Consider the following 20,041-nt stretch of genomic DNA (forward strand, 5'->3'; position numbering starts at 1 on the left):
ACATCTGTAGCCTTGCGGCATGGACTCGCCGCAGTTGCACGCCGTCGGTTTCGACGCGCCCTCCCTGGACTCCCTGATCGCCGCCGCTTTCGACGCCGGCGTCCGGGGCATCAACACCGCCCCGGGCTTCGCGCTCATCGGTGCCTACTCGGATCCGAGCGGGGCACGCATGGCCTTCCTGCAGCGGTCGGGACAGCAGGCAACGACCACGGCGGCGCTGGTCTCCGACACCCCGTTCCGCGCCCAGGTGGTGCGGTTCACGGACCTGCTGGCCAAGGTGGCGCTGTACGCCCCCGACGGCGAGGGTCGGCTGCTTGCCGAGTTCCTCTCACTGGTCGACGATCCCGTCGCCTACCCGCAGTACGAACTGACGGGCAGCGAGTCGACGGTGGTCCCGGCCCTGGGCGTCGCGGCGCTCGCCATCGACGTGGAGGCCTTCTCCGACGAGGCCGCCTTCCTCGTCTCCCCCGCCGCCGAACTGGGCGGTGCGGCCATGACGGCGGCCACGCTCCTGTCGCCCGGCCTGTACGCGCTGCGCGCCGACGCCATCGGCCCCGGCGAGGCGAGCCCGACGCTGCTGATGGCGGGTACCGTCGTCGCCGTCGAGACCCGCCGCAATGCGCTCACCGGCGTCGATTTCCAGGTGGCCCGGCTCCGCAGCGCCGTCGAGCTGACCGTGGCCATCCCGGCGGAACACCCCGTCGCCCCAGGCAGCGTCGTGTACGGCACGTGGTTCGCCACGTGCTCGGCGGGCACCTGGGACAGGACCGCCTAGACCCGCCAGCCGTTGACCGCGAGCCGCTCGATCACGACGGCGATGCCCTCGTCATTGTTGGTCGGGGCCACCTCGTCGGCGACGGCGATGACCTCGGGCAGTGCGTTGCCCATGGCCACCCCGTGGCCGGCCCAGGCGAGCATCTCCAGGTCGTTGAGGTTGTCTCCGAAGGCGATCACCTCGTCGGCCCGCACCCCGAGGGCCCCGGCGATCCTCACCAGGCCCGTGCCCTTGTCGACGCCGGCGGAGGCGACCTCCAGGAACGGGGCGCCCGATGTCGACGGCGCCACACCGGGCAGGTCGAGTTCCAGCGCTGTTGCCAGCAGCTCCTCGGGCGCGACCGCCGGGTCACGGACGACGAGCTTCACCGACGGCACTGACAGCACCTCGGTCAGGGGGAACTCGGGCAGGTCCCGGGACGGCTGTGGTCCTCGGGGTCCATCATCCCGACGTAGCCGTGCTGCGGCACGAACGTGGCGCCCCCGTCACGGACGGAGACGCAGTGGATGCCGGGGTGCCGCTCCCGCAGCGCGTGGAAGAGTGCGGTCTGCGCCTCGACGGCCAGGGTCGTCTCGAACAGGACGGCGTCCCGGCCGAGGTCGTAGCCGACGGCCCCGTTCGCGCCGAGCACGACGCCGTCGGCCAGGAACGTGCCGGCCAGCACCTCCCCGATGGAGAACGGCTGCCGGCCGGAGGCGGGAACGACGTGCAGGCCGGCCTCGCGGGCGGCCGCGAGTGCGCGGAGCGTGCGGGGAGTGACGGTGTGGTCGCTCGTGAGCAGGGTGCCGTCGAGGTCGGTGGCGATGAGCTTGATCACGCCTCGACCCTAGCCGGACCTCGCGTCGCGGCCACCGTCGGAGGGGGTCGGTAGGGTGCAGCCATGGCCCTGAACAGCTCCGCCGAGCAGCCCCAGCCCCTGGGCCGCGTCATCGGCGCGGTGAAGGACTGGGTCGGCAGGCTCGGGGAGGTGTGGGTCGACGCGCAGGTCGTCGAGATCAAGCGACGCAACGCCCCCACGCAGTTCATGACGTTCCGCGACCGCGTCGCCAACATGTCGGCCCAGGTGACCGTCTCCACCATGGTGCTCGACGCCGCCGGCCCGATCCCCGAGGGCTCCCGGGTGACGGCGCGCGTGCGGCCCCGGCTGTGGGACCGCGACACGTCGCTGAGCTTCGAATGCCTCGAGATCCAGGTCGCCGGCGAGGGCAGGCTGCTGGCCCAGCTCGAGCAGCTCAAGCGGAAGCTGCAGGCCGAAGGACTGTTCGACGGCCATCGAAAGAAGCGACTGCCGCTGCTGCCGCACGTGATCGGGCTGGTCACAGGGCGCGACTCGGACGCGGAGCGCGACGTGGTCACGAACGTGGCGCGCCGCTGGCCCGCGGCCCGGATCCGCACCCGGCACGCCCTCGTCCAGGGGGCGAACTCGGCCGAGTCGGTCATGACGGCGCTGGCGCACCTCGACGCCGACCCCGAGGTGGACGTCATCGTCATCGCCCGCGGCGGCGGATCGCTCGAGGACCTCCTCTCCTTCTCCGACGAGGGCCTGGTCCGGGCCGTCGCCGCCGCCCGGACGCCGATCGTCAGCGCGATCGGCCACGAGCGCGACTACCCGCTCGTCGACTTCGTCGCCGACCTGCGGGCGTCGACCCCCACGGATGCCGCCAAGCGCATCGTCCCCGACCACGCCACCGAGGCGGCCGGCCTCAGCCAGGCCCGGCAGCGTCTCGACCGGGCCCTGCTGACGACGATCACCCGGGAACAGTCACGCCTCGACGCGGTGCGCTCCCGCCCCGTGCTGGTCGACCCGACCAGCGCGTTCGTCGCCCACTACGAGCGGCTGCATCTGCTGCGCCACCGGCTGGAGGCGGGCATCGACCGCCGGATCCGGACGGAGGAGGCCGACGTCCGCGCAGCCGTCACCGCCATCCGGGCCCTGTCGCCGAAGCGGACGCTGGAGCGCGGCTACGCCGTCCTCGTCGACGCCGCCGGACACCGGTCCGTGTCGAGCGTCACGGACGCCGCTACGGGCGACCGCATCCGCGCCTACCTCGCGGACGGAGAACTGAGCCTCGACGTCGTCGGGACCATCGGGAAGGAGCCGGAGCATGGCTGAGGAGAAGCTGACCTACGAGGCGGCACGGGACGAACTGCTGCAGGTCGTCGCGAAGCTGGAGTCCGGGACGCTTTCGCTGGCCGAGTCGATGGAGGTGTGGCAGCGGGGCGAGAAGCTCGCCGACCTGTGCCAGGGGTTCCTCGACGGCGCCCGCGAACAGGTGTCCGCTGCCCGCAAGGAGTCGGCGCAGGAGGAGTGACCGGGTCTGGCAGGCCTCAACCCTGAGCCGGGTCCACGGCCACGAGGGTGGAGGCGAACGCCTCGAGTTCGGCGAAGTCGGTGTCGGCCGTCACGATCGACGCCACGTCCCCGTCGACGTTGACCAGGCTCATGGTGCGACGGTCGGCGCTCTCGTAGCGCTGCCAGGTCCGTCCGGCCAGGTCGACCTCGGCCCGGAGCCCGGACCCGTCACGCGTCACGCCGGAGACGAAGGACCGCAGGGCCTCGTCACGCTGCTGAACGCCGAAGTAGATCCCCTCCGGCGACATGTAGCCGACCTGCCAGGAGTTCCCCTCGGCAGGCTCACCGTCGATCCACTTGTCCCCGCTGGCAGCCCAGGCGACGCGGGTGGCGGTCCACTCGGCGTCGAGGGCCTCGGGAACCAGCAGCGGATAGGGGGACGCGGCCTTCGCCTTCTGCAGCACGGGCGCGACGGAGACCGCCTGCACGGTCGTATCGCCGGGCTGGGAGAAGAACCACACGATCAGTGCCACGGGCACAAGGAGGACCGCCATCGAGATGACCATGTCCCTGCCGCGGGCGTTCGAGTTGCGTCCTGCCATGGCGGCCATCGTAGTGGGGCGCCCCGAACGCCCCCACATCGCGCGTCTCAGCGGCCGTAGCGGCGCTCGCGCTGCGTGTACGAACGCAGCGCGCGGACGAAGTCGACGCGCCGGAAGTCCGGCCAGAGCGCCTCACAGAAGTAGTACTCGCTGTGCGCCGACTGCCACAGCAGGAAGCCGGACAGGCGCTGCTCCCCCGAGGTGCGGATGATCAGGTCGGGGTCGGGCTGTCCCTTGGTGTAGAGATGCTCGGAGATCTCGTCGATCTCCAGCGTCCGCGCGACCTCCTCGAGGGTCGCCCCAGCCTCCGCCCGATCGGCCAGCAGCGACCGGACGGCGTCGCGCAGTTCGTGCCGACCGCCGTAGGCGATCGCGACGTTGACATGCATGCCCGTGTTCCCGGCCGTCGACTCCGACGACTCGCGCAGGGAGGCAGCCAGCCCCTCCGGGAGCAGGTCGAGGGCCCCGACAGCCTGCACCCGCCAGCGCCCGGTCGCGGCGAGGTCCTTGACGAGCGAATCGATGACGTCGAGCAGCGGGCTGAGCTCGTCGTCGTCGCTGCGCTGCAGGTTCTCGGTGCTGAGCACCCACAGCGTGACGACCTTGAGGTCGGCCTCGTCGCACCATTCGACGAACTCCAGGAGCCGGGCAGCCCCCGCCCGGTACCCGGCGACCAGCGGCTGGCCAGGAGCGTTCATCCGCGCCCACCGTCGGTTGCCGTCCGCGAGGACGGCGACGTGGCCGGGGAGGCTGCCCTTGTCGAGCCCGCCGAGCACCTGACGCTCATAGGTCGTGTAGAGCCAGCGCGGCGGCCAGTGCCGCTCGGCGACGCGACTCCACCAGGACATGGACGGCAGCCTACCGGGACTTGGAATGAGGGGCCCCAACGGGGTAACCTACGGTAGCGTAAGTTACGGAAGCGTAGGTACCCCGAGATGACAGCTGCGACCATGACCCTTGAACCCACCATCAGCCTCCCCGCGAAGCCCAAGCTCCGCGGTTGGCTCCACCTCGGCATGGCCCCGGTGGCCCTGATCGTCGGCCTCGTGTTCACCGTCTTCGCGCCGACCCTCGAGGGGCGCATCGGCAGCGGCATCTACACGCTGAGCGCCGTCATCCTGTTCGGCACGAGCGCCGCCTATCACCGCGGCAACTGGACCGACCGCGGCAACGCGATCTTCCGCCGGATCGACCACTCGAACATCTTCATCTTCATCGCCGGCAGCTACACGCCACTGACGCTGACGCTGCTCGAAGGGACGCCCCGCTGGACGCTGCTGATCCTCATCTGGTCGATCGCGCTGCTCGGCGTGGTGTTCCGCACCACCTGGCTGAGCGCCCCACGCTGGCTCTACACCTGCCTGTACATCGCCATGGGCTGGGCCGCTGTCGGCTGGATGAACCAGTTCTGGGCAACGGGCGGCCCCGCCGTCGTCGTCCCCCTGCTGCTCGGCGGGCTCGTGTACTCGCTCGGCGCCGTCGCCTACGCAACCAAGCGCCCCCGCCTGTCGCCGAAGTGGTTCAGCTTCCACGAGGTCTTCCACGCCTGCACGATCATCGCCGCCATCCTGCACATCGCCGCCATCGGCATCGCGGTCTTCGGTGCCTGACGCGCCTCAGGCCCCCTGCACAGCGGACAGAACCTCCACCTCGGGCGGCAGCGGCGTGATCGACGGAACGGGCATGCCGGGCAGGCCGTAGATCTGTTCCGCGTGCCGATCGAAGGCGAACACGACGGCGCCGTGCGAGGCCGCCTCCGCCCCGAGGCGCGCCTCCACCAGCGGCACAGCGAACGGGAGTCCGATCTCAGCCGCGACGGCGTCGCGGAGCGGGTCGAGCAGCCGCTCGTGCTGGGCGGACAGGCCGCCACCGATGACGACCATGGCCGGGTCGAGCGTACGGGGCGGTCGGGCCTTCTCCGTCCGGGCCGGCGAACCCCCGCCTAGGGTGGCCTCATGACCGAACAGTTCCCCACCGACTGGTCCCACGCCGTCATCGTCGTCGCGCATCCGGATGACCCCGAGTACGGCATCGCGCACGCCGTCTCCCAATGGACCCGCGAAGGACGGCGGGTGAGCTACCTGCTGCTGACAAGCGGAGAGGCCGGCATCCAGGGCATGGAGCCTGCGGAATGCGGGCCATTGCGCGAGGAGGAGCAGCGGCGCGCCGGCATGCACGTGGGAGTCACCGACATCGAATTCCTGGGGCTGCCCGACAGCCGACTCAGCGACGTGGACGACCTCGCCGGGAAGGTCGCCGAAGCGCTGACCCGCTACGCCGATGCCGATCTGATCGTCTGCTCCTACCGCGGCCCCGAGTACGCGCCGGGCATCCCGAACCAGCCCGACCACATCGTCACGGGAGAGGCCACCGTCGCCGCGGTGGCGGGGCGCGACCTCTGGGTCTTCGAGGCCGGTCCGGACGGCACAGACCACGTCGACGTCGACGAGCAGGACGTGGCCGCCGCCGTCGCGTCACTGGCCGAGCACCGGGTCTACCTCGAGGTGCTCGATCCCGACACCCCGGTGATCGAGCAGGCGCGGGCGCAGGTGGACCGCGTGACCGATCGGAGCGCCGGCTCCCCGCGCATCTCGCTGGGCCTGGTCCACGCAGCAGGCAAATGACACGGATGTGATTCACCCCGCCCGCCCGGCCTCGGGACGGGTTAGTGTCTCGCTATGGAGACCTCCTCCATCACCGTCACCCCGGTCACCTGACCACGGTCCGGGGATGGTCGAGCACCGCCCCCGGCGAAGGGAGCAAGAAGTGCCCAACCTGACCGCACAACCGACTTCCCCCTCGGCGACACTGCCCGACACGGCGATCCGTACCCACATCATCGACACCTCCGTCCTGTTGTCCGATCCGCGCGCCCTGCTGCGCTTCGCCGAGCACAACGTGGTCATCCCGATCGTCGTCATCACGGAGCTCGAGGCCAAGCGACACCACCCCGAGCTCGGCCACTTCGCCCGCGCGGCGCTGCGCCTCCTCGACGATCTCCGGGCCCAGCACGGTCGCCTGGATGCCCCATCCCGATCAATGACGAGGGCGGGAACCTGCGGGTCGAGCTCAATCACACCGACCCCGGGGCCCTGCCGCCCGGATTCCGGCTCGGCGACAACGACACCCGGATCCTCGCTGTGGCCCTCAACTACGCGGGCGAGGGCCACCATGTCGTCCTCGTCTCCAAGGACCTGCCCCTGCGGATCAAGGCGTCCGCCGTCGGGCTGGCCGCCGAGGAGTACCGCAACGAACTGCCCGCCGAGACCGGCTACACCGGCCTGGGCAGCCTCGACGTCACCGCCGACGACCTCGCCACCCTCTACGAGGAGGGCACGCTCCGTCTCGCTGGGGTCGGGCTCCCGTCAACTGTGGCGTCGTGCTGCACGCGCCGTCGTCGTCTGCGCTGGCCAGGGTCGGCGTCGACGGGACGCTGCGCCTCATCCGCCCCGACCGCGAGGTGTTCGGCCTGAAGGGCCGCTCCGCAGAGCAGCGGGTGGCGCTCGACCTGCTGCTGGACGAGTCGATCGGCATCGTGTCGTTGGGCGGCCGAGCCGGCACCGGCAAATCGGCGCTCGCGCTCTGCGCCGGCCTCGAGGCCACGCTGGAGCAGCGCCGCTACTCGAAGGTGATGGTGTTCCGCCCCCTGTACGCGGTCGGCGGCCAGGACCTCGGCTATCTGCCGGGCACCGCCGACGAGAAGATGCAGCCGTGGGGCGAGGCCGTGTTCGACACCCTCTCGGCGGTGACCAACAAGTACGTCATCGACGAACTGCTGGCGCAGGACATGATCGAGGTGCTTCCGCTCACCCACATCCGCGGCCGCTCCCTGCACGACGCGTTCGTGATCGTCGACGAGGCCCAATCGCTGGAGCGCAACGTGCTGCTGACGGTGCTGTCGCGCATCGGTCAGAACTCGCGGGTCGTGCTCACCCACGACGTCGCGCAACGCGACAACCTGCGGGTCGGCAGGCACGACGGGGTGGTGGCGGTGGTCGAGAAGCTCAAGGGCAACCCGCTGTTCGCCCATGTGACGTTGACCCGATCGGAACGCTCCCCGATCGCCGCGCTCGTCACGGAGCTGCTCGAGGAGCTCTGAGCGGGGACGTGGGCCCCGCCGGAGGGCGGGGCCCCGCCGTCAGACGCGCGACCAGAGGGGCGTCTTCAGCTCCGCATAGTCGCTGACCGGGTCGAAGCAGACGGTGCCGCGGCACACATAGGCCAGCCCGTCCACGCGGCTCTCGAGGTAGCTGCCGAACCCCTCGGCGCCCTCGGGCGCCGTCAGCACGATCGAGCCGGCCGGGGCGAGTCGCCAGGCGGCGCGGGTGAGCTCACCGAACGGGTCGTCGGACACGACGACGGCGACCGCCGGCTTCAGCCCGCGGCGGGCCTCGTCGGAGATCATCAGGTCGGCCAGCGCAGCCCCGGCGAACCGGGGGTGCTCCGCGACGCCCGCCCACTTGGTGCGGGCCGCCAGGTCGGCGCGGGCCACGAGTTCCGGGCGCTCCGACAGCAGCCCGACGGCGCGGAGGGCGGCGATCATGGCCGACGTTCCACTGGGGGTGACGTTGTCGGTCAGCGAACGGGCTCGGTCGAACAGGCCTGCGTCGACGGCGTCGTAGAACCCGCCGTCCTCATGCCCGAACAGCTCGACGGCCCGGTCGACGAGGGCCTCGGCGCGACGCAGCCAGGCCGGGTCGCCTGTCGCGGCGGCCAGCGCCACGAACGCCTCGGCGACCGCCCCGAAGTCCTCTGCGCCACCCACATGGGTGTCGGCGACGCCGTCACGGGAGGTGCGGCGCAGGTCGCCGTCGGTCAGATGCACGTCGACGAGGTACATGGCGGCGCGCAGGGCCAGCTCGAGCCAGGCCGGCTCGTCGAACACGAGGGCGCCCTGCACCAGCGAGGAGATGGTCCAGCCGTTCCAGGCGGCCACGACGAGGTTGTCGGTGGCCGGACGGAACCGGGTCTCACGTTCTGCGAGGAGCCGCCCGCACATGTCCTCCAGGCGGACGAAGTCGGGCCTGCCGCGCAACTGGAGGGTCGACAGCCCGTCCTCGAACGTGCCGCCGCGCGTCACGTGGAAGACCTCGGCCGCCCAGGCGCCGTCCTCGGCGCCGAGGCTGTCGTCGAGGAGTTCGGGGTTCCACAGGTAGAAGATACCCTCGTGCACGGCGCCGCGGATGTCGCAGGAGTCGGCGTCGAGGCCGGCGACGAAGCCACCCTCCTCCCCCACCATCTCGCGCTCCAGCCATTCCACGATGCCGTAGGCGGTGCGCTCGAACAGGGCCCGGAGGCCGGAGTCGTGATCGGCCGTGCGCCGCCAGCCGCGGACGTAGGTGCCCAGCAGCAGCGCGTTGTCGTAGAGCATCTTCTCGAAGTGCGGCACGACCCAGCCAGGGTCGACGGCGTAGCGGTGGAAGCCGCCACCGACCTGGTCGTAGATGCCGCCGCGGGCCATGCTCTCCAGGGTCCGCTGCGCCAGTTCGAGGGTGCGTGGATCGCCCTTGACGAGCAGCGCGTCGATGAGGGTCGGCGCTGGGAACTTGGGGCTGGTGCCGAAGCCGCCGTGGATCAGGTCGAAGTCGGCTTCGACGGCGTCGACGGCGGCACGCAGGTCCGGCGCGGCGTCGGCCACGGGCTCGACCCGGCCGGTCAGCAGTTCAACCACGTAGTCGGCGGACATCACGATCTTGTCCTTGCGGGTGCGCCAGCCGTCAGCGGCCGCCTCGAGCACCTGCCGGAAGGACGGCATGCCGGGCTGGGGCTCCGGCGGGAAGTAGGTGCCCGTGAAGAAGGGGCGACCCTGGGGGTCAGGAAGGCGGTCATGGGCCAGCCGCCGTTGCCGTTGTTCATGGCCTGCGTCGCCGTCATGAAGACGGCGTCGAGGTCGGGGCGCTGCTGCCGGTCGACCTTGATCGGCACGAAGTGCTCGTTGATGTAGGCGGCGACGGAGTGGTCGTCGAACGACTCGTGGCTCATCACGTGGCACCAGTGACAGGACGCGTAGCCCACGCTCAGCAGGATCGGCACGTCCCGCCCGGCCGCCTCGGCGAGGGCGGCATCGGACCACTCCCACCAGTCGACGCTCTGATGGGCGTGCTGGCGGAGGTAATCGCTGGACGATTCGGCGAGGCGGTTGACCATGGGCACCAGCCTAACGGGGCCCTCCGGCAGCGACGATTCGGGCGCTACCCACCCGCCGGGGTTGTGTCCCCGGGCATACTGGAGGCATGAGCGAGACCGCAGCCAAGCCCCGTTCCCGCGTCGCCGACGCCTTCATCGTCGTCGGCGGCATGCTGGCGCTGATGTGGGTGCTCGAGGGCATCGACACGGTGACGCTCAACGCGCTCGACAGCTTCGGCGTCCAGTCCTGGGTTCCGGCGAGCCTTGTCAACGTGCTCTGGTCGCCCTTCCTGCACTTCGGCTGGCCCCACCTGATCGGCAACAGCGTGCCGTTCCTCGTCCTCGGCGTGCTGACGTACCTGTCCGGCCCTGCCCGTTGGCTGTTCACGACCGTGTTCACCACGATCGTCTCCGGGCTGTTCGCCTGGCTGTTCTCCCCGCTCGGCACGATCACGGCCGGCGCCTCCGGCCTCATCTTCGGCTACCTGACCTATCTGCTGGCCCGCGGCATCTACACCCGCAAGCTCGGGCAGATCCTGGTCTCGGTCGTCGTGTTCCTAGCCTACGGTAGCGTGCTGCTCGGGGTGCTGCCCACCCAGATGGGGGTCAGCTGGCAGGCGCACCTCGGCGGCGCGATCGCCGGCGTCGCGTCGGCGTGGTACCTGCACGGCAGGGACCGTCGCCGCAGCACCGTGGCCTGAGCCACCGTCAGATCATGAACTCCGGCACGAGCGGATCCGGCCGCAGGCCGCTGAACAGGTCGTCCTCGGGGATCATCGTCGGCACCCGCGAGATCGCCAGCTGGTAGTCCTCCGTCGGCCAGCCCGCCTGCTGGATCGCCAAGGGCACCGCGAACCAGGGCCCGTCCGGGTCGATCTGGGTAGCATGCGCCCGCAAGGCCTCGTCGCGGACCGGGAAGTACTCGGAGCACTCCACGAAGGTGGTCAGCCGCCCGTAGGAGAAGGGGTCCTCGTCACGGGTGGGGAACTCGCAGTCGAGCCCCTGCTCATGCATGAGGGCCTCGAGCTGTTCGTAGCGGCGGCGGTGGAAGCTCATGTGGTAGTACAGCTTGGCCGTCTGCCAGGCGGGGCCGTGCTCGGGCCAGAGGTGCGGGTCGGCGGCCGCCCGGAAAGCCTCGACGGTGATCCTGTGGCACATGACGTGGTCGGGGTGGGGATAGCCGCCCTGTTCGTCATAGGTGGTGATGACGTGCGGCCGGAACTCTCGGATCACCTTCACGAGTCGCCCCGCCGCGACGACGGGGTCCTCCAGGCCGAAGGCACCCTCCGGCAGCGGCGGCAGTGGATCGCCTTCGGGCAGCCCCGAGTCGGTGAACCCGAGCCACACCTGCGAGATGCCGAGGATCTCTCGGGCGCGGGCCATCTCGGCCCGCCGCAACTCGGCCAGGTTCTTCCAGACCTCGGGGTCGTCCTGCAGCTTCGCGTTGAGCACCGAGCCCCGCTCCCCACCGGTGCAGGTGGCCACCATCACCTCGACGCCCTCGGCGACGTACTTCGCGGTCGTCGCCGCGCCCTTGCTCGACTCGTCATCGGGGTGGGCGTGGACGTGCAGCAACCGCAGCTGGGGGGCGTGCGTGACCGACATGGAGGTCATTGTGCCGCGTGCCCGGCGCAGGGGTTGTTCGCGTCTCAGGCACAATGGAGCCCGTGACCGACGACGAAGCCCGCATCCGGGCGCGCTACCCGCGCCGAACGACTGCCGACGTGCTGTTGGGAGGCATCGCGCTCGTCGGCGTCCTGGGCGCCATCGCCGTGGTCCTGGTGACAGGCCTGGTGCGCGCCAACCCACCGGTGGTGGCCATGGTCCGCAGCTTCGAGGTCGTCAGCCCGACGGTCATGGAGGCCGAACTCGTGGTGCAGCGCAAGGACCCTTCCGCCGCCGCGCAGTGCCGGGTGTTCGCGCAGGCCGAATCGTACGAGCGGGTGGCGGAGGCCACCATCGATGTTCCGCCAGGCACGGAGACGCTCACTACGGTCGACATCTCGTTGAGCACGATCAAGGAGGCGACCGCCATCGAGATCGAGTACTGCCAGTTGAGTGACTGATAGGCTCCTGCAATGTCCGAATCTACGATCAACGTGGTGTGGCTCACCCAGGAGGCCTACGACAAGCTCCAGGACGAGCTCGACCAGCTCAAGACCGTTGGGCGCCCTGAAGTGACCGCACGCATCGCCGCTGCCCGCGAAGAGGGCGACCTGTCCGAGAACGGCGGCTATCACGCCGCGCGCGAGGAGCAGGGCCAGATGGAGGGGCGGATCCGCCAGCTCGAGGACCTGCTGCGACGCGCACAGGTCGGGGAACCCACCGGAGACAGCGACGAGGTGACTCCCGGCCGGCTCGTCACGATCGCCTTCGACGGCGACGAGGATGACACCGACACGTTCCTGCTCGGCTCGCGCGAGGTGCTTGGCACCGACAGCTCCGTCGACTACTCCGTCTACTCCCCGCAGTCGCCGCTGGGTGCGGCGGTCCTCGGCGCCAAGGTTGGCGACGAGGTCCGCTACGCGGCACCCAGCGGCAAGGAGATCACGGTGGTGGTGCTCAAGGTCGGAAACCTCTGAGCCTCGTCCGTCAGCCCAGGAGCTGCGCGGCGACCTCCGGCGAGATCTCTCCGGAAGCGACGCGCGCCAGGATCTGATCGGTGGCCGGGTCGCCTGACGGCTCGGCCACCTTCTCTTCCCCGTCCGAAGCGTCCGACGGTTCCGCCTGCTGCTCCGTCTGCTCGGACTGGTCCAGCCCCAGGCGACCCAGCACGGCATCGAGGCGGGCCCGCGCCGTCGGGTAGGACACCTGCAGGTGCTTCTCGACCTCGCGCAGGTTCCCCCGCGACGCGAGGAAGACCTTCAGCAGGGTGAGGTCAGCCTCGCTGAGGACGCAGAACTCGCAGCTGGCGAACTCGCCGGCGATCTCGGTGCCGCAGTGCAGGCAGCCTTTGCGGGTGGTGATCAGCGCGTCGCCGCACACGGGGCACTCGGCGGGCGCGTGGTACAGGTGGCGTGCCATGTCAGGCCTCCGACTTCACGGTGGCCATGCCCATGACGACGGCCACGTCGAGGCGGGCGGAGCCGTTGCCGACGACGTACTCGTCGACCTTGTCTCCGCCGTCCGGCCAACTGATGCGGCCGAGGCGCGCCTCGCCACGGATCGTGACGTTGGCTCCCCGCGCCAGGTTGAGCGCGAGCGAGCCCGACTCCACCTTCAGCCGGGAACGCCCGACGCTGATCGGGCCCTCGACGGTGACGCTGCCGGCCTGGCTGAGCAGGTCCTCGACCTCCTCGACGCCCTCGAGCGTCGAGCCGCCCGCGGTGACGCGGATCCGGCCGAGCCGCGGCACCTTGACCGTGCGCAGGCCGCCGGTGGTGACCTCCGCGTCGACGATCAGCTGCGGGTTGACGCGGATGACCAGTTCCTTGCCCAGCCCGATGTCGCGCAGGTCGTCCAGGCTGCGGGGCATGTTGATCAGTGAGAAGCCCTGGAAGCTCGGGCCGATCTCGCCGGCCGAACTCACCTCCATGACGGTGCCGACACGGCGCAGGACGTGCGGGCCGTCGATAGACAGCGTCGCCACGCTCGGGTCGCCCTCGATGCGGACGCGTCGTCCGACGGCCGTCACGGAGATGCGGGACAAGCCTCCGGCCTGGGGGCCTCCCTGCGGGTGGTGTCTGCGGACTCGTCGGCCTGCGTCGATGCTGCATCGACGCCGGCAGCGGCTTTGGCTGCCTCTATGCGGTTCGCGGCCTCTCTGGCGTCGATGCGCCCGGCTGCGAGGTCGTCCAGGATCGGACCGAGATCTACGTTGTGCATGCGTAAATCTTAGTCGCGTTTGCCATTATTTCAAGAGACGCTTTCCACTCTGAAAAATCGCCAGCTGCCCGGCGCCAGCGGCGGCCCTGTGCCAGAGTGATGCCATGCGGAAGCCACTCACCGAGAACGTCGCCCCCGACTGGGCCCTGGCCCTCGCCCCGTCGAACACACCATCGCCAGCCTGGGCGACTTCCTGCGGGCCGAGGGAGCCGAGGGCCGCCGCTACCTCCCGGCGGGTCAGAACGTGCTGCGCGCCTTCACCCTGCCGCTGGCCGACGTCCGGGTGCTGATCCTCGGGCAGGATCCCTACCCGACTCCCGGCCATCCGGTGGGGCTGTCCTTCTCTGTAGCTCCGGATGCGCGGCCGCTCCCCGGGAGCCTGCGCAACATCTTCCAGGAACTGCAGGCGGACCTGGGCATCCGGCCGTCCCCGCACGGGGACCTCTCGGCCTGGTTCGACCAGGGCGTCCTCCTGCTGAACCGCGTGCTCACCGTGCGTCCCGGAACGCCCGGCTCGCACCGGGGGAAGGGCTGGGAGGAGGTCACGGCCTGCGCCATCGAGGCGCTGGCCCGCCGCGGCGGACCGTTGGTGGCGATCCTGTGGGGCCGCGACGCGCAGACGGCACGCCCGCTGCTCGGCGACGTGCCGGTCATCGCCTCCGCGCACCCCTCTCCCCTGTCCGCCCGCAACGGCTTCTTCGGCTCGCGGCCCTTCAGCGCCGCGAACCGGCTTCTGACCGAGCAGGGTTCGGCACCCATCGACTGGGCTCTGCCGCCCCTGCTGGCAGACTGAGCCCATGCCGTACACGCCGAAGCAGTCCGAGCCGCAGGAGCCAGAGGAGACGTCCGCTCCCGAGCCGACCGCGACGGACACCGCGCAGACGACGCGGACCCGCAAGATCCTCTGGGCGCTCGGCCTTGCGGTCGGCCTCTACTGGATCGTCACGGGCCTGTGGGGCGTGCTGACACAGGGCGGCGGGTAGCCCCCGTCGCTTCCCGGGCCGGGTAGCGTTGCGGCATGGATATCGACGTCGCCGCCTGGCTGAGCCGGCAGCTCAGCACCCCGACTCCTGTCTCGCCGGAGTCGGCCCTCCCTGGCCGCGCGGAGCCCGTTCTCGACCCGATGCCCACGCACACCGTCCTCGGGCTCACTCTCGACGAGGTGCCCACGGGCAGCGAGGTGGCCTACTTCGCGCTCGGCTGCTACTGGGGCGAGGAGAGGATGTTCTGGGAGACGCCGGGCGTGCGCAACACCGCCGTCGGCTTCATGGGCGGATTCACACCCAACCCCACCTACCGCGAGTGCTGCACCGGCCGCACCGGTCACACGGAGACGGTCCGCGTCGTGTTCGACCCTGCGGTCGTCAGCTACGACGACCTGCTGCAGAAGTTCTGGGAGAACCACGACCCCACGCAGCTCAACCGCCAGGGCAACGACGTCGGCACGCAGTACCGCTCGGCGATCTTCCCCGTCGACGCACAACAGCACGAGGCCGCCGCGGCCAGCCTGGCCCGGTTCCAGGAGCGGCTCCGGGAGGCTGGCTACGGCGAGATCGCCACAGAGATCAGCGACGACCAGACGTTCTACTACGCCGAGGACGAGCACCAGCAGTACCTGGACAAGAACCCCGACGGGTACTGCCCGAACCACGCCACTGGCGTCCGCTGCGGTCCGCGTGACTGACGGGACGCCCGGCGCCGGGCTGGCCGACGTCGCCTGGGGCGATGTCATCTCCGACAAGGACGGCGTGCTCGTGGTCCGCGGCGACGTCGACGACGTCCCCGTCGTCGTCAAGCGCTACGCCACGGCCCGGCAACGGCGCGAGATCGCCACGTACGACCTGCTGGGCCGGCTGGGGGTGCCGACGCTGCCGGTGTTCGGCGCCGGCGAGGACTGGCTCATCCTCGAGGACCTCGTTTCCGCCGGCTACCGGCCGGCGACCACGGCCGATCTGCAGGATCCGGCCATCGGCAGGCTGATCGCCGGCTGGTACGACAAGCTCCACGCGGCCGGGGACACCCTCGTCGACGCCGTCATCGACTACAGCGAACTCGACCTCATCGACGATGCAGGGCTCGCGGGCGTGGAGGCACGCTGGCCCGAGTTGGCGCCGCGGGTGGCGTGGGCACGGGCCGAGCTCCCCGGCTGGCACGAACTCATCGCCCATCTGCCCCGCACGCTGACGCACAACGACTTCGCCGCGACCAACCTCGCCATCGCCTGGCACGGCGGGGACGCGCTCATGTACGACCACAACCTCACCGGCATGGGGCTGCGCGCCAGCGACCTGCGCAACGTGCGCCTCGGGCTCGGCGGGGCCGCGGCCGCCGCATTCCTGGACGAGTACGCCCGCCTGGCGGAGGCGAGGGGTGTCGTCGCGTCGCCCGAGGCCGAGGCCCTGGACGACGCGACGTCACACCTGGTTGCCCTGATCCTGGCGAGCGAGTTGGACCCGACCCCGGCCTGGGCGAGCGCGTCGCTGGCGTGGGCAGGGGCATGAGCCGTACTCAGCTGGCCTGCCAGGCCTCGAACTCCTCGAGCTTCAGGTAGAAGTCCTCGAACATCAGGCGCTGGTCGACGGACGTGTACACGCGCATGGGACGCGTCCCGTTCATTGGCCGGTAGGCACCCTCTGCGGTCAGTTGCGGCGTGGGTTTCACCACGTACGGGCTCGAGGTCGAGTCGGGCTCAAACGTCGACCTCAGCGCCGTCACCAGAACAAGTGGGGAGTCCCCCAGTGCATACGACTCGGGCATCCTGCCGAGCGCCATGATCTGGCGAATCTCGACGTACAGATGGCGCCCGAGCGGTCCCGCTGCTGCCACCCGCCGCCGTAACTCTGCTTCGGAGACCAGGCACTGCCGGTAGACGTCGCGGGGGATCTGCCAAATCTCCAGGTCGTGCGCGTCGAAGAGGACCTGCCCGGCAGTGATGTCGATCAGGAGGTTGTACTCGATCGGCATCGCGTTGAGCGGGGGAACGGCCAGCCCGTCATGCTCGGCGCCGCCGATCCAGACCAGAGTGAGGCGCGACGCGATCCGCGGCTCGATGAGGTAGGCGGACGCCAGGTCGGTGAGGCCACCACCGGCCAGATAGAACAGCGGCAGGTCGGTATCGTCACGCATCGCCTCGGCGATGATCGCCCGCGCGGCCTCGCTGTCCTGCGGTGCGTCGGCCGACCCCAGCGCCGCCGAGGCACCCTTGAGGATCAACTCGTCCGACAGGAGCCCCATCCGGGCGAAGACGTCCCGCGCCACGGCGACGGCGTCCGCGGCTGAGTCTCCGTCACCTGCCCACGGATCACCGTCGCGCAGGTGTGAACAGATGACCCCGCGAATCTCCAGCGTGGGCGTCAACACCTGGTGAACGATCTGGAACAGGTCGTCCGGATCACCGGAGAAGTCGTTGTCGACCAGGACACGGGCGTGAGGGGGGAACGGCTCCTCATCCCGCCAGGGAACCTCGCCGATCCGCCAGCGCTTCTCTGCTGCAATACCGTGATCTGTCACGATCTCAGGAACTCTCGTCATTGTGTCCTCCAGCCGGTATGTTACGCATAACGCAACCTGTTGACAAGGGGATTCTGTGGTCCATCAGAAGCGCCGCCAGGCCAGCATGGCCGACGTCGGACGACTCGCCCGTGTCTCCGCCCAGACCGTGTCGCGCTACTTCAACGACGGCTACGTCTCCGACGACGCCAGAGAGCGGATCACCGCGGCGGTCGCCGAACTCGGCTACCGACAGAATGCCCTCCCTCGTAACCTGCGTCGCGCCCGCACCGACTCGATCGGCTACGCGAACATCGGCCCCCTCAACTACGGCGGAGCCAGCATTCTGACGGGCTTAAGCCGCGCCGCCCGGGCCGCGGGGCAGTCACTGCTCACCACCCAGCTCGACATCGACCCCACCGCCCCCGAGTCGACGGAGGAGGTGCGCCACGCGCTCGAGACGTTCCTGTCGCTACGCGTCGACGGCATCATCGTCGGCACCCCCTTCGAGTGGCTCAACGACGTGCTCGAGGCGGTTGAACGGGTCGTTCCTGTCGTCGGCATCGCAGAACGTCTCGGAACGAACGGGCATCCGTGGTCCGGCGCCTCCTGCTCGGCCGGGCGCCTCGCCGTCGAGCACCTGGCGTCGCTCGGGCACCGCCGCATCCTGCACCTCGGAGGGCCACAGGAGACGAACGAGGCCAGGGAACGTCACCGTGGCTACCGGGAGACCATGGAACGCCTCGGGCTCATCCCCCTGCCGCCTCGCCATGCAACCGCCTGGACCGCCCAGGCCGGCTACGACGCGGCCGCAGGGATCAACCCGGCCGAGTTCACCGCCGTGTTCGCCGCCAACGACCTGCTGGCACTCGGGCTCACGAGTCGGCTCCGGACCTTGGGACTGACCTGCCCGGACGACTTCTCCGTGGTGGGGGTCGATGACTCCCCCGACGTCGACTTCTACTCGCCTCCCCTGACGACGGTGCGGATCGACTTCGAGCGACTCGGCGAGCTCGCCTGCGCCCAACTCCTCCACCGCATCGACGCCGGCGGACCGGAAGAACCCATCGGCGTCGACGTCGACCTCCGGGTCAGAGCATCGACGGCGCTCCCCACCGTTCCCTGAACCGGCTCGCCCCCTCCTCAGTGGGTGCGGAGCGCCTCGATGAGTTCGGCCTTACGCATCGTCGAGCGACCCTTCACGCCGATCTCGGCGGCACGGCGTCGCAGCTCCGACACGGTCCGGTCCTCGTAATCCTCTGCGGTCGCGCCCTTGTGTCCCACTGCGCTACGTGAGGTGGCGGCGGCCGCGTTGGCGATCCGGGCTGACTTCTCCTTGGAGTTACCTTCGCGCCGTAGCGCCTCGTAGAGTTCCTTGTCTTTGACGCTCGGACCGGGGTCCTGCTTCCGTGGCATGGTGTCTCCTCTCGACCGTCGCCACGTTACGCCCGTCCCGGTCTCACCCGGCCGCGCACGCCGATGCCGCCGGTCAGTAGCCCGGCTCGTTGCCGGTGCGCGAGACTCTGACCCGGCTCACCGCGCCGGGCGCCTGCGGTCCGCAGAGCCAGCCCTCCAGAACATCGAGGGCACCGTTGTCGCCACAGGCCTCCACCACGACGGTGCCGTCGTCGCGGTTGGTCGCCGTCCCTTGCAGGCCCAGTTCGTCGAGCTTCGCCCGGGTGCTCCACCGAAATCCGACCCCCTGCACCCGGCCGTGCACCACGGCCCGCAGCCGCCCGACCATGGCCGTCAGGCCCGTCCGGTCACGACGATGGGGACCCGCCGGAAGCCGCCCACCGGATGCACCTCACGCTCGGCGTCGGCCCCCAGCACGAAGTCCGAGGTTCCGGCGAGGAACTCCTGGACGAACACCCGCAGCTCCATTGTCGCGAGCCCCCTGCCGGGGCAGACGTGCGGCCCGATGCCGTAGACGAGGTTGTGGGCCGCGTGGGCGGCCGGATCGAACACGGGGCCGAAGCGGGTCTCGTCCCGGTTGGCCGACGTCCAGTGGAGTTTGACGACCTCGCCCTCCGGGATCTCAACCCCGGCGACCTTCACGGGGCACGTGGTGCGGCGGCGGTTGGACGTGAATGGGTCGTCAACCCGCAGGATCTCGTCGATGACCGCGTCGAGTTCCGCATCGGACACACCCGATCGCAGGCGCGCCGTCAGCTCGCGGTCGAGCGCCAGATGCCACGCGATCACCCCGACGCACAGCGCGATGGACCCGAGGTCGCCGCCGGTCCAGTTCCGCAGGATCGAGACGAGTTCCTCGTCAGAGAAGGGCCGCCCCTGCCAGCCGTCGGCCATCAGGACACTGGTCACGTCGTCGGTCGGGCGCTCCCGCCGGGGCTCCAGCACCTCGCGGATGATGGCGTCGAAGTCCTCGGCCACGGCGGCCATCCGGGGCCGCTCGCCCGACCGGGTGGCCGCGTGGTTGGCGACGACCCAGTCCAGGAGGCGCTGCTCCAGCGAGGCGGGCCAGCCCAGCCACGCCGACTGGGCGCGGACGGCGAAGACGGCGCCGAGGTCGCCGACCGCCTCCACCTCGGCGCCGGACCGCAGCGACGCGACGAGGTCGCGCGCGATGCGGCGAAACGCAGGCTCGAACGGGGCCAACGCCTCCGGCGTGAGGTAGCGGTCCAGGACCTCGCGGGCCTCGGTGTGGAGGGCTCCGTCGAGACCGTTGGGGACCTGCAGGTGGGCCGACACCCCGCTCGAGAAGCGTGCGGGGTCGACGGCCGCCTGCACCACCTCGGCGTGGCCGAGAAGCACCCACTCGCCGCGCACGTTGCGCACCACCCGGTGCCCCGCCCGCAACTCGTCGGTGAGCTCGCGCAGGTCGTGTCCCGTCGGGTCCAGATCGTCCGGCATGTGCTCAGTCATTCCCCCATCCTGACAGCCAACCCGTCGCGGCGGAAGCAGACGGCT

The 20,041-nt window shown here is 70.4% G+C and carries 25 protein-coding genes and 3 pseudogenes; 14 read left to right on the plus strand and 14 right to left on the minus strand.

Annotated elements, in window-relative coordinates; translation table 11 throughout:
• Positions 1–19 precede the first annotated feature (19 nt).
• Positions 20–775 carry a hypothetical protein gene (locus tag H9L22_RS09870; RefSeq protein ID WP_187719771.1) on the plus strand — a complete coding sequence of 252 codons (756 nt, stop codon included), beginning with the start codon at positions 20–22 and terminating at the stop codon, positions 773–775.
• On the opposite strand, the gene H9L22_RS18885 is transcribed toward H9L22_RS09870, so the two are convergent.
• Entirely contained in the window at positions 772–1,152 is a 381-nt protein-coding gene (locus H9L22_RS18885; RefSeq protein WP_226965787.1) for an HAD family hydrolase, read from the minus strand. The genes H9L22_RS09870 and H9L22_RS18885 overlap by 4 nt on opposite strands.
• Positions 1,153–1,166: 14 nt before the next feature.
• Positions 1,167–1,592, minus strand: coding sequence for an HAD family hydrolase (locus H9L22_RS18890; protein ID WP_226965788.1), 426 nt, complete (start codon positions 1,590–1,592; stop codon positions 1,167–1,169).
• A 63-nt stretch (positions 1,593–1,655) separates the two neighbouring features.
• Here H9L22_RS18890 and xseA point away from each other — a divergent pair, with 63 nt between their 5' ends.
• Positions 1,656–2,888, plus strand: a complete 1,233-nt coding sequence (gene xseA / locus H9L22_RS09880; RefSeq protein WP_187719772.1) for an exodeoxyribonuclease VII large subunit — start codon at positions 1,656–1,658, stop codon at positions 2,886–2,888.
• Positions 2,881–3,087 carry an exodeoxyribonuclease VII small subunit gene (locus tag H9L22_RS09885; protein WP_187719773.1) on the plus strand — a complete coding sequence of 69 codons (207 nt, stop codon included), beginning with the start codon at positions 2,881–2,883 and terminating at the stop codon, positions 3,085–3,087. The genes xseA and H9L22_RS09885 overlap by 8 nt, the downstream gene beginning before the upstream one ends.
• Before the next feature lie 16 nt (positions 3,088–3,103).
• Here H9L22_RS09885 and H9L22_RS09890 read toward each other — a convergent pair whose 3' ends face one another.
• Together H9L22_RS09890 and H9L22_RS09895 are read right to left on the minus strand one after the other, a co-directional pair.
• Positions 3,104–3,670, minus strand: coding sequence for a DUF4245 domain-containing protein (locus H9L22_RS09890; RefSeq protein ID WP_187719774.1), 567 nt, complete (start codon positions 3,668–3,670; stop codon positions 3,104–3,106).
• 47 nt (positions 3,671–3,717) lie between these two features.
• Positions 3,718–4,518, minus strand: a complete 801-nt coding sequence (locus H9L22_RS09895; protein WP_187719775.1) for an isoprenyl transferase — start codon at positions 4,516–4,518, stop codon at positions 3,718–3,720.
• Between the two features lie 87 nt (positions 4,519–4,605).
• Here H9L22_RS09895 and trhA point away from each other — a divergent pair, with 87 nt between their 5' ends.
• Complete coding sequence (gene trhA, locus H9L22_RS09900; RefSeq protein WP_187719776.1) at positions 4,606–5,280, plus strand: PAQR family membrane homeostasis protein TrhA; 675 nt, start codon at positions 4,606–4,608, stop codon at positions 5,278–5,280.
• Between the two features lie 6 nt (positions 5,281–5,286).
• Here trhA and H9L22_RS09905 read toward each other — a convergent pair whose 3' ends face one another.
• A complete protein-coding gene (locus tag H9L22_RS09905) occupies positions 5,287–5,553 on the minus strand; it encodes an ROK family protein (protein ID WP_187719777.1) in 267 nt (88 codons plus the stop codon).
• 72 nt (positions 5,554–5,625) lie between these two features.
• Between H9L22_RS09905 and H9L22_RS09910 the strand changes: the two genes are divergently transcribed.
• Both H9L22_RS09910 and H9L22_RS09915 read left to right on the plus strand, forming a co-directional pair.
• Positions 5,626–6,294 carry a PIG-L deacetylase family protein gene (locus tag H9L22_RS09910; RefSeq protein WP_187719778.1) on the plus strand — a complete coding sequence of 223 codons (669 nt, stop codon included), beginning with the start codon at positions 5,626–5,628 and terminating at the stop codon, positions 6,292–6,294.
• Positions 6,295–6,400: 106 nt separating this feature from the next.
• A pseudogene (locus H9L22_RS09915) lies at positions 6,401–7,769 on the plus strand (PhoH family protein).
• A gap of 39 nt (positions 7,770–7,808) precedes the next feature.
• Here the strand turns inward: H9L22_RS09915 and H9L22_RS09920 are convergent.
• Positions 7,809–9,817, minus strand: a pseudogene (locus tag H9L22_RS09920) (thioredoxin domain-containing protein).
• A gap of 149 nt (positions 9,818–9,966) precedes the next feature.
• Between H9L22_RS09920 and H9L22_RS09925 the strand changes: the two are divergent.
• Positions 9,967–10,497, plus strand: a complete 531-nt coding sequence (locus H9L22_RS09925; protein ID WP_406707831.1) for a rhomboid family intramembrane serine protease — start codon at positions 9,967–9,969, stop codon at positions 10,495–10,497.
• Between the two features lie 7 nt (positions 10,498–10,504).
• On the opposite strand, the gene mca is transcribed toward H9L22_RS09925, so the two are convergent.
• Positions 10,505–11,401: a mycothiol conjugate amidase Mca gene (gene mca, locus H9L22_RS09930; RefSeq protein ID WP_187719780.1), complete on the minus strand. Its 897-nt coding sequence runs from the start codon at positions 11,399–11,401 to the stop codon at positions 10,505–10,507.
• Positions 11,402–11,463: 62 nt separating this feature from the next.
• On the opposite strand from mca, the gene H9L22_RS09935 reads away from it, so the two are divergent.
• Both H9L22_RS09935 and greA read left to right on the plus strand, forming a co-directional pair.
• The gene (locus H9L22_RS09935) at positions 11,464–11,862 is read left to right on the plus strand and encodes a DUF4307 domain-containing protein (protein WP_187719781.1); all 399 of its coding nucleotides are present in this window, start codon (positions 11,464–11,466) and stop codon (positions 11,860–11,862) included.
• 12 nt (positions 11,863–11,874) lie between these two features.
• Positions 11,875–12,378, plus strand: a complete 504-nt coding sequence (greA, locus tag H9L22_RS09940) for a transcription elongation factor GreA (protein WP_187719782.1) — start codon at positions 11,875–11,877, stop codon at positions 12,376–12,378.
• Positions 12,379–12,388: 10 nt separating this feature from the next.
• Here greA and H9L22_RS09945 read toward each other — a convergent pair whose 3' ends face one another.
• The 3 genes from H9L22_RS09945 to H9L22_RS09955 are packed head-to-tail and all read right to left on the minus strand — an operon-like array spanning position 12,389 to position 13,621.
• Positions 12,389–12,820 carry a DUF2089 domain-containing protein gene (locus H9L22_RS09945; RefSeq protein ID WP_187719783.1) on the minus strand — a complete coding sequence of 144 codons (432 nt, stop codon included), beginning with the start codon at positions 12,818–12,820 and terminating at the stop codon, positions 12,389–12,391.
• Position 12,821: 1 nt separating this feature from the next.
• Complete coding sequence (locus H9L22_RS09950) at positions 12,822–13,445, minus strand: hypothetical protein (protein WP_187719784.1); 624 nt, start codon at positions 13,443–13,445, stop codon at positions 12,822–12,824.
• The gene (locus H9L22_RS09955) at positions 13,427–13,621 is read right to left on the minus strand and encodes a hypothetical protein (protein ID WP_187719785.1); all 195 of its coding nucleotides are present in this window, start codon (positions 13,619–13,621) and stop codon (positions 13,427–13,429) included. Before H9L22_RS09955 ends, H9L22_RS09950 begins: the two co-directional genes overlap by 19 nt.
• 104 nt (positions 13,622–13,725) lie before the next feature.
• Here H9L22_RS09955 and H9L22_RS09960 point away from each other — a divergent pair.
• The 4 genes and pseudogenes from H9L22_RS09960 (at position 13,726) to H9L22_RS09975 (ending at position 16,122) form a co-directional block, all read left to right on the plus strand.
• Positions 13,726–14,414: pseudogene (locus H9L22_RS09960) on the plus strand (uracil-DNA glycosylase).
• Positions 14,415–14,418: 4 nt separating this feature from the next.
• Entirely contained in the window at positions 14,419–14,604 is a 186-nt protein-coding gene (locus H9L22_RS09965) for a hypothetical protein (protein WP_187719786.1), read from the plus strand.
• A 35-nt stretch (positions 14,605–14,639) separates the two neighbouring features.
• Entirely contained in the window at positions 14,640–15,305 is a 666-nt protein-coding gene (gene msrA, locus H9L22_RS09970; RefSeq protein ID WP_187719787.1) for a peptide-methionine (S)-S-oxide reductase MsrA, read from the plus strand.
• Entirely contained in the window at positions 15,298–16,122 is an 825-nt protein-coding gene (locus tag H9L22_RS09975; RefSeq protein ID WP_187719788.1) for a hypothetical protein, read from the plus strand. Before msrA ends, H9L22_RS09975 begins: the two co-directional genes overlap by 8 nt.
• Before the next feature lie 7 nt (positions 16,123–16,129).
• Here the strand turns inward: H9L22_RS09975 and H9L22_RS09980 are convergent, their stop codons facing one another.
• The gene (locus H9L22_RS09980) at positions 16,130–17,131 is read right to left on the minus strand and encodes a nucleoside hydrolase (RefSeq protein ID WP_226965789.1); all 1,002 of its coding nucleotides are present in this window, start codon (positions 17,129–17,131) and stop codon (positions 16,130–16,132) included.
• A 76-nt stretch (positions 17,132–17,207) separates the two neighbouring features.
• On the opposite strand from H9L22_RS09980, the gene H9L22_RS09985 reads away from it, so the two are divergent.
• Positions 17,208–18,236 (plus strand): LacI family DNA-binding transcriptional regulator, encoded by a 1,029-nt coding sequence (locus H9L22_RS09985; RefSeq protein WP_187719790.1) that lies wholly within the window; start codon positions 17,208–17,210, stop codon positions 18,234–18,236.
• A gap of 17 nt (positions 18,237–18,253) precedes the next feature.
• Here H9L22_RS09985 and H9L22_RS09990 read toward each other — a convergent pair whose 3' ends face one another.
• From H9L22_RS09990 to H9L22_RS10000, 3 genes are all read right to left on the minus strand, one after another.
• Entirely contained in the window at positions 18,254–18,526 is a 273-nt protein-coding gene (locus tag H9L22_RS09990) for a DUF7218 family protein (protein WP_187719791.1), read from the minus strand.
• Positions 18,527–18,599: 73 nt separating this feature from the next.
• The gene (locus tag H9L22_RS09995; RefSeq protein ID WP_187719792.1) at positions 18,600–18,854 is read right to left on the minus strand and encodes an acylphosphatase; all 255 of its coding nucleotides are present in this window, start codon (positions 18,852–18,854) and stop codon (positions 18,600–18,602) included.
• 5 nt (positions 18,855–18,859) lie between these two features.
• Positions 18,860–19,996, minus strand: a complete 1,137-nt coding sequence (locus H9L22_RS10000; RefSeq protein ID WP_187719793.1) for a cytochrome P450 — start codon at positions 19,994–19,996, stop codon at positions 18,860–18,862.
• Positions 19,997–20,041 lie beyond the last annotated feature (45 nt).

Source organism: Tessaracoccus defluvii (genome assembly GCF_014489575.1).
GTDB lineage: Bacteria > Actinomycetota > Actinomycetes > Propionibacteriales > Propionibacteriaceae > Arachnia > Arachnia defluvii.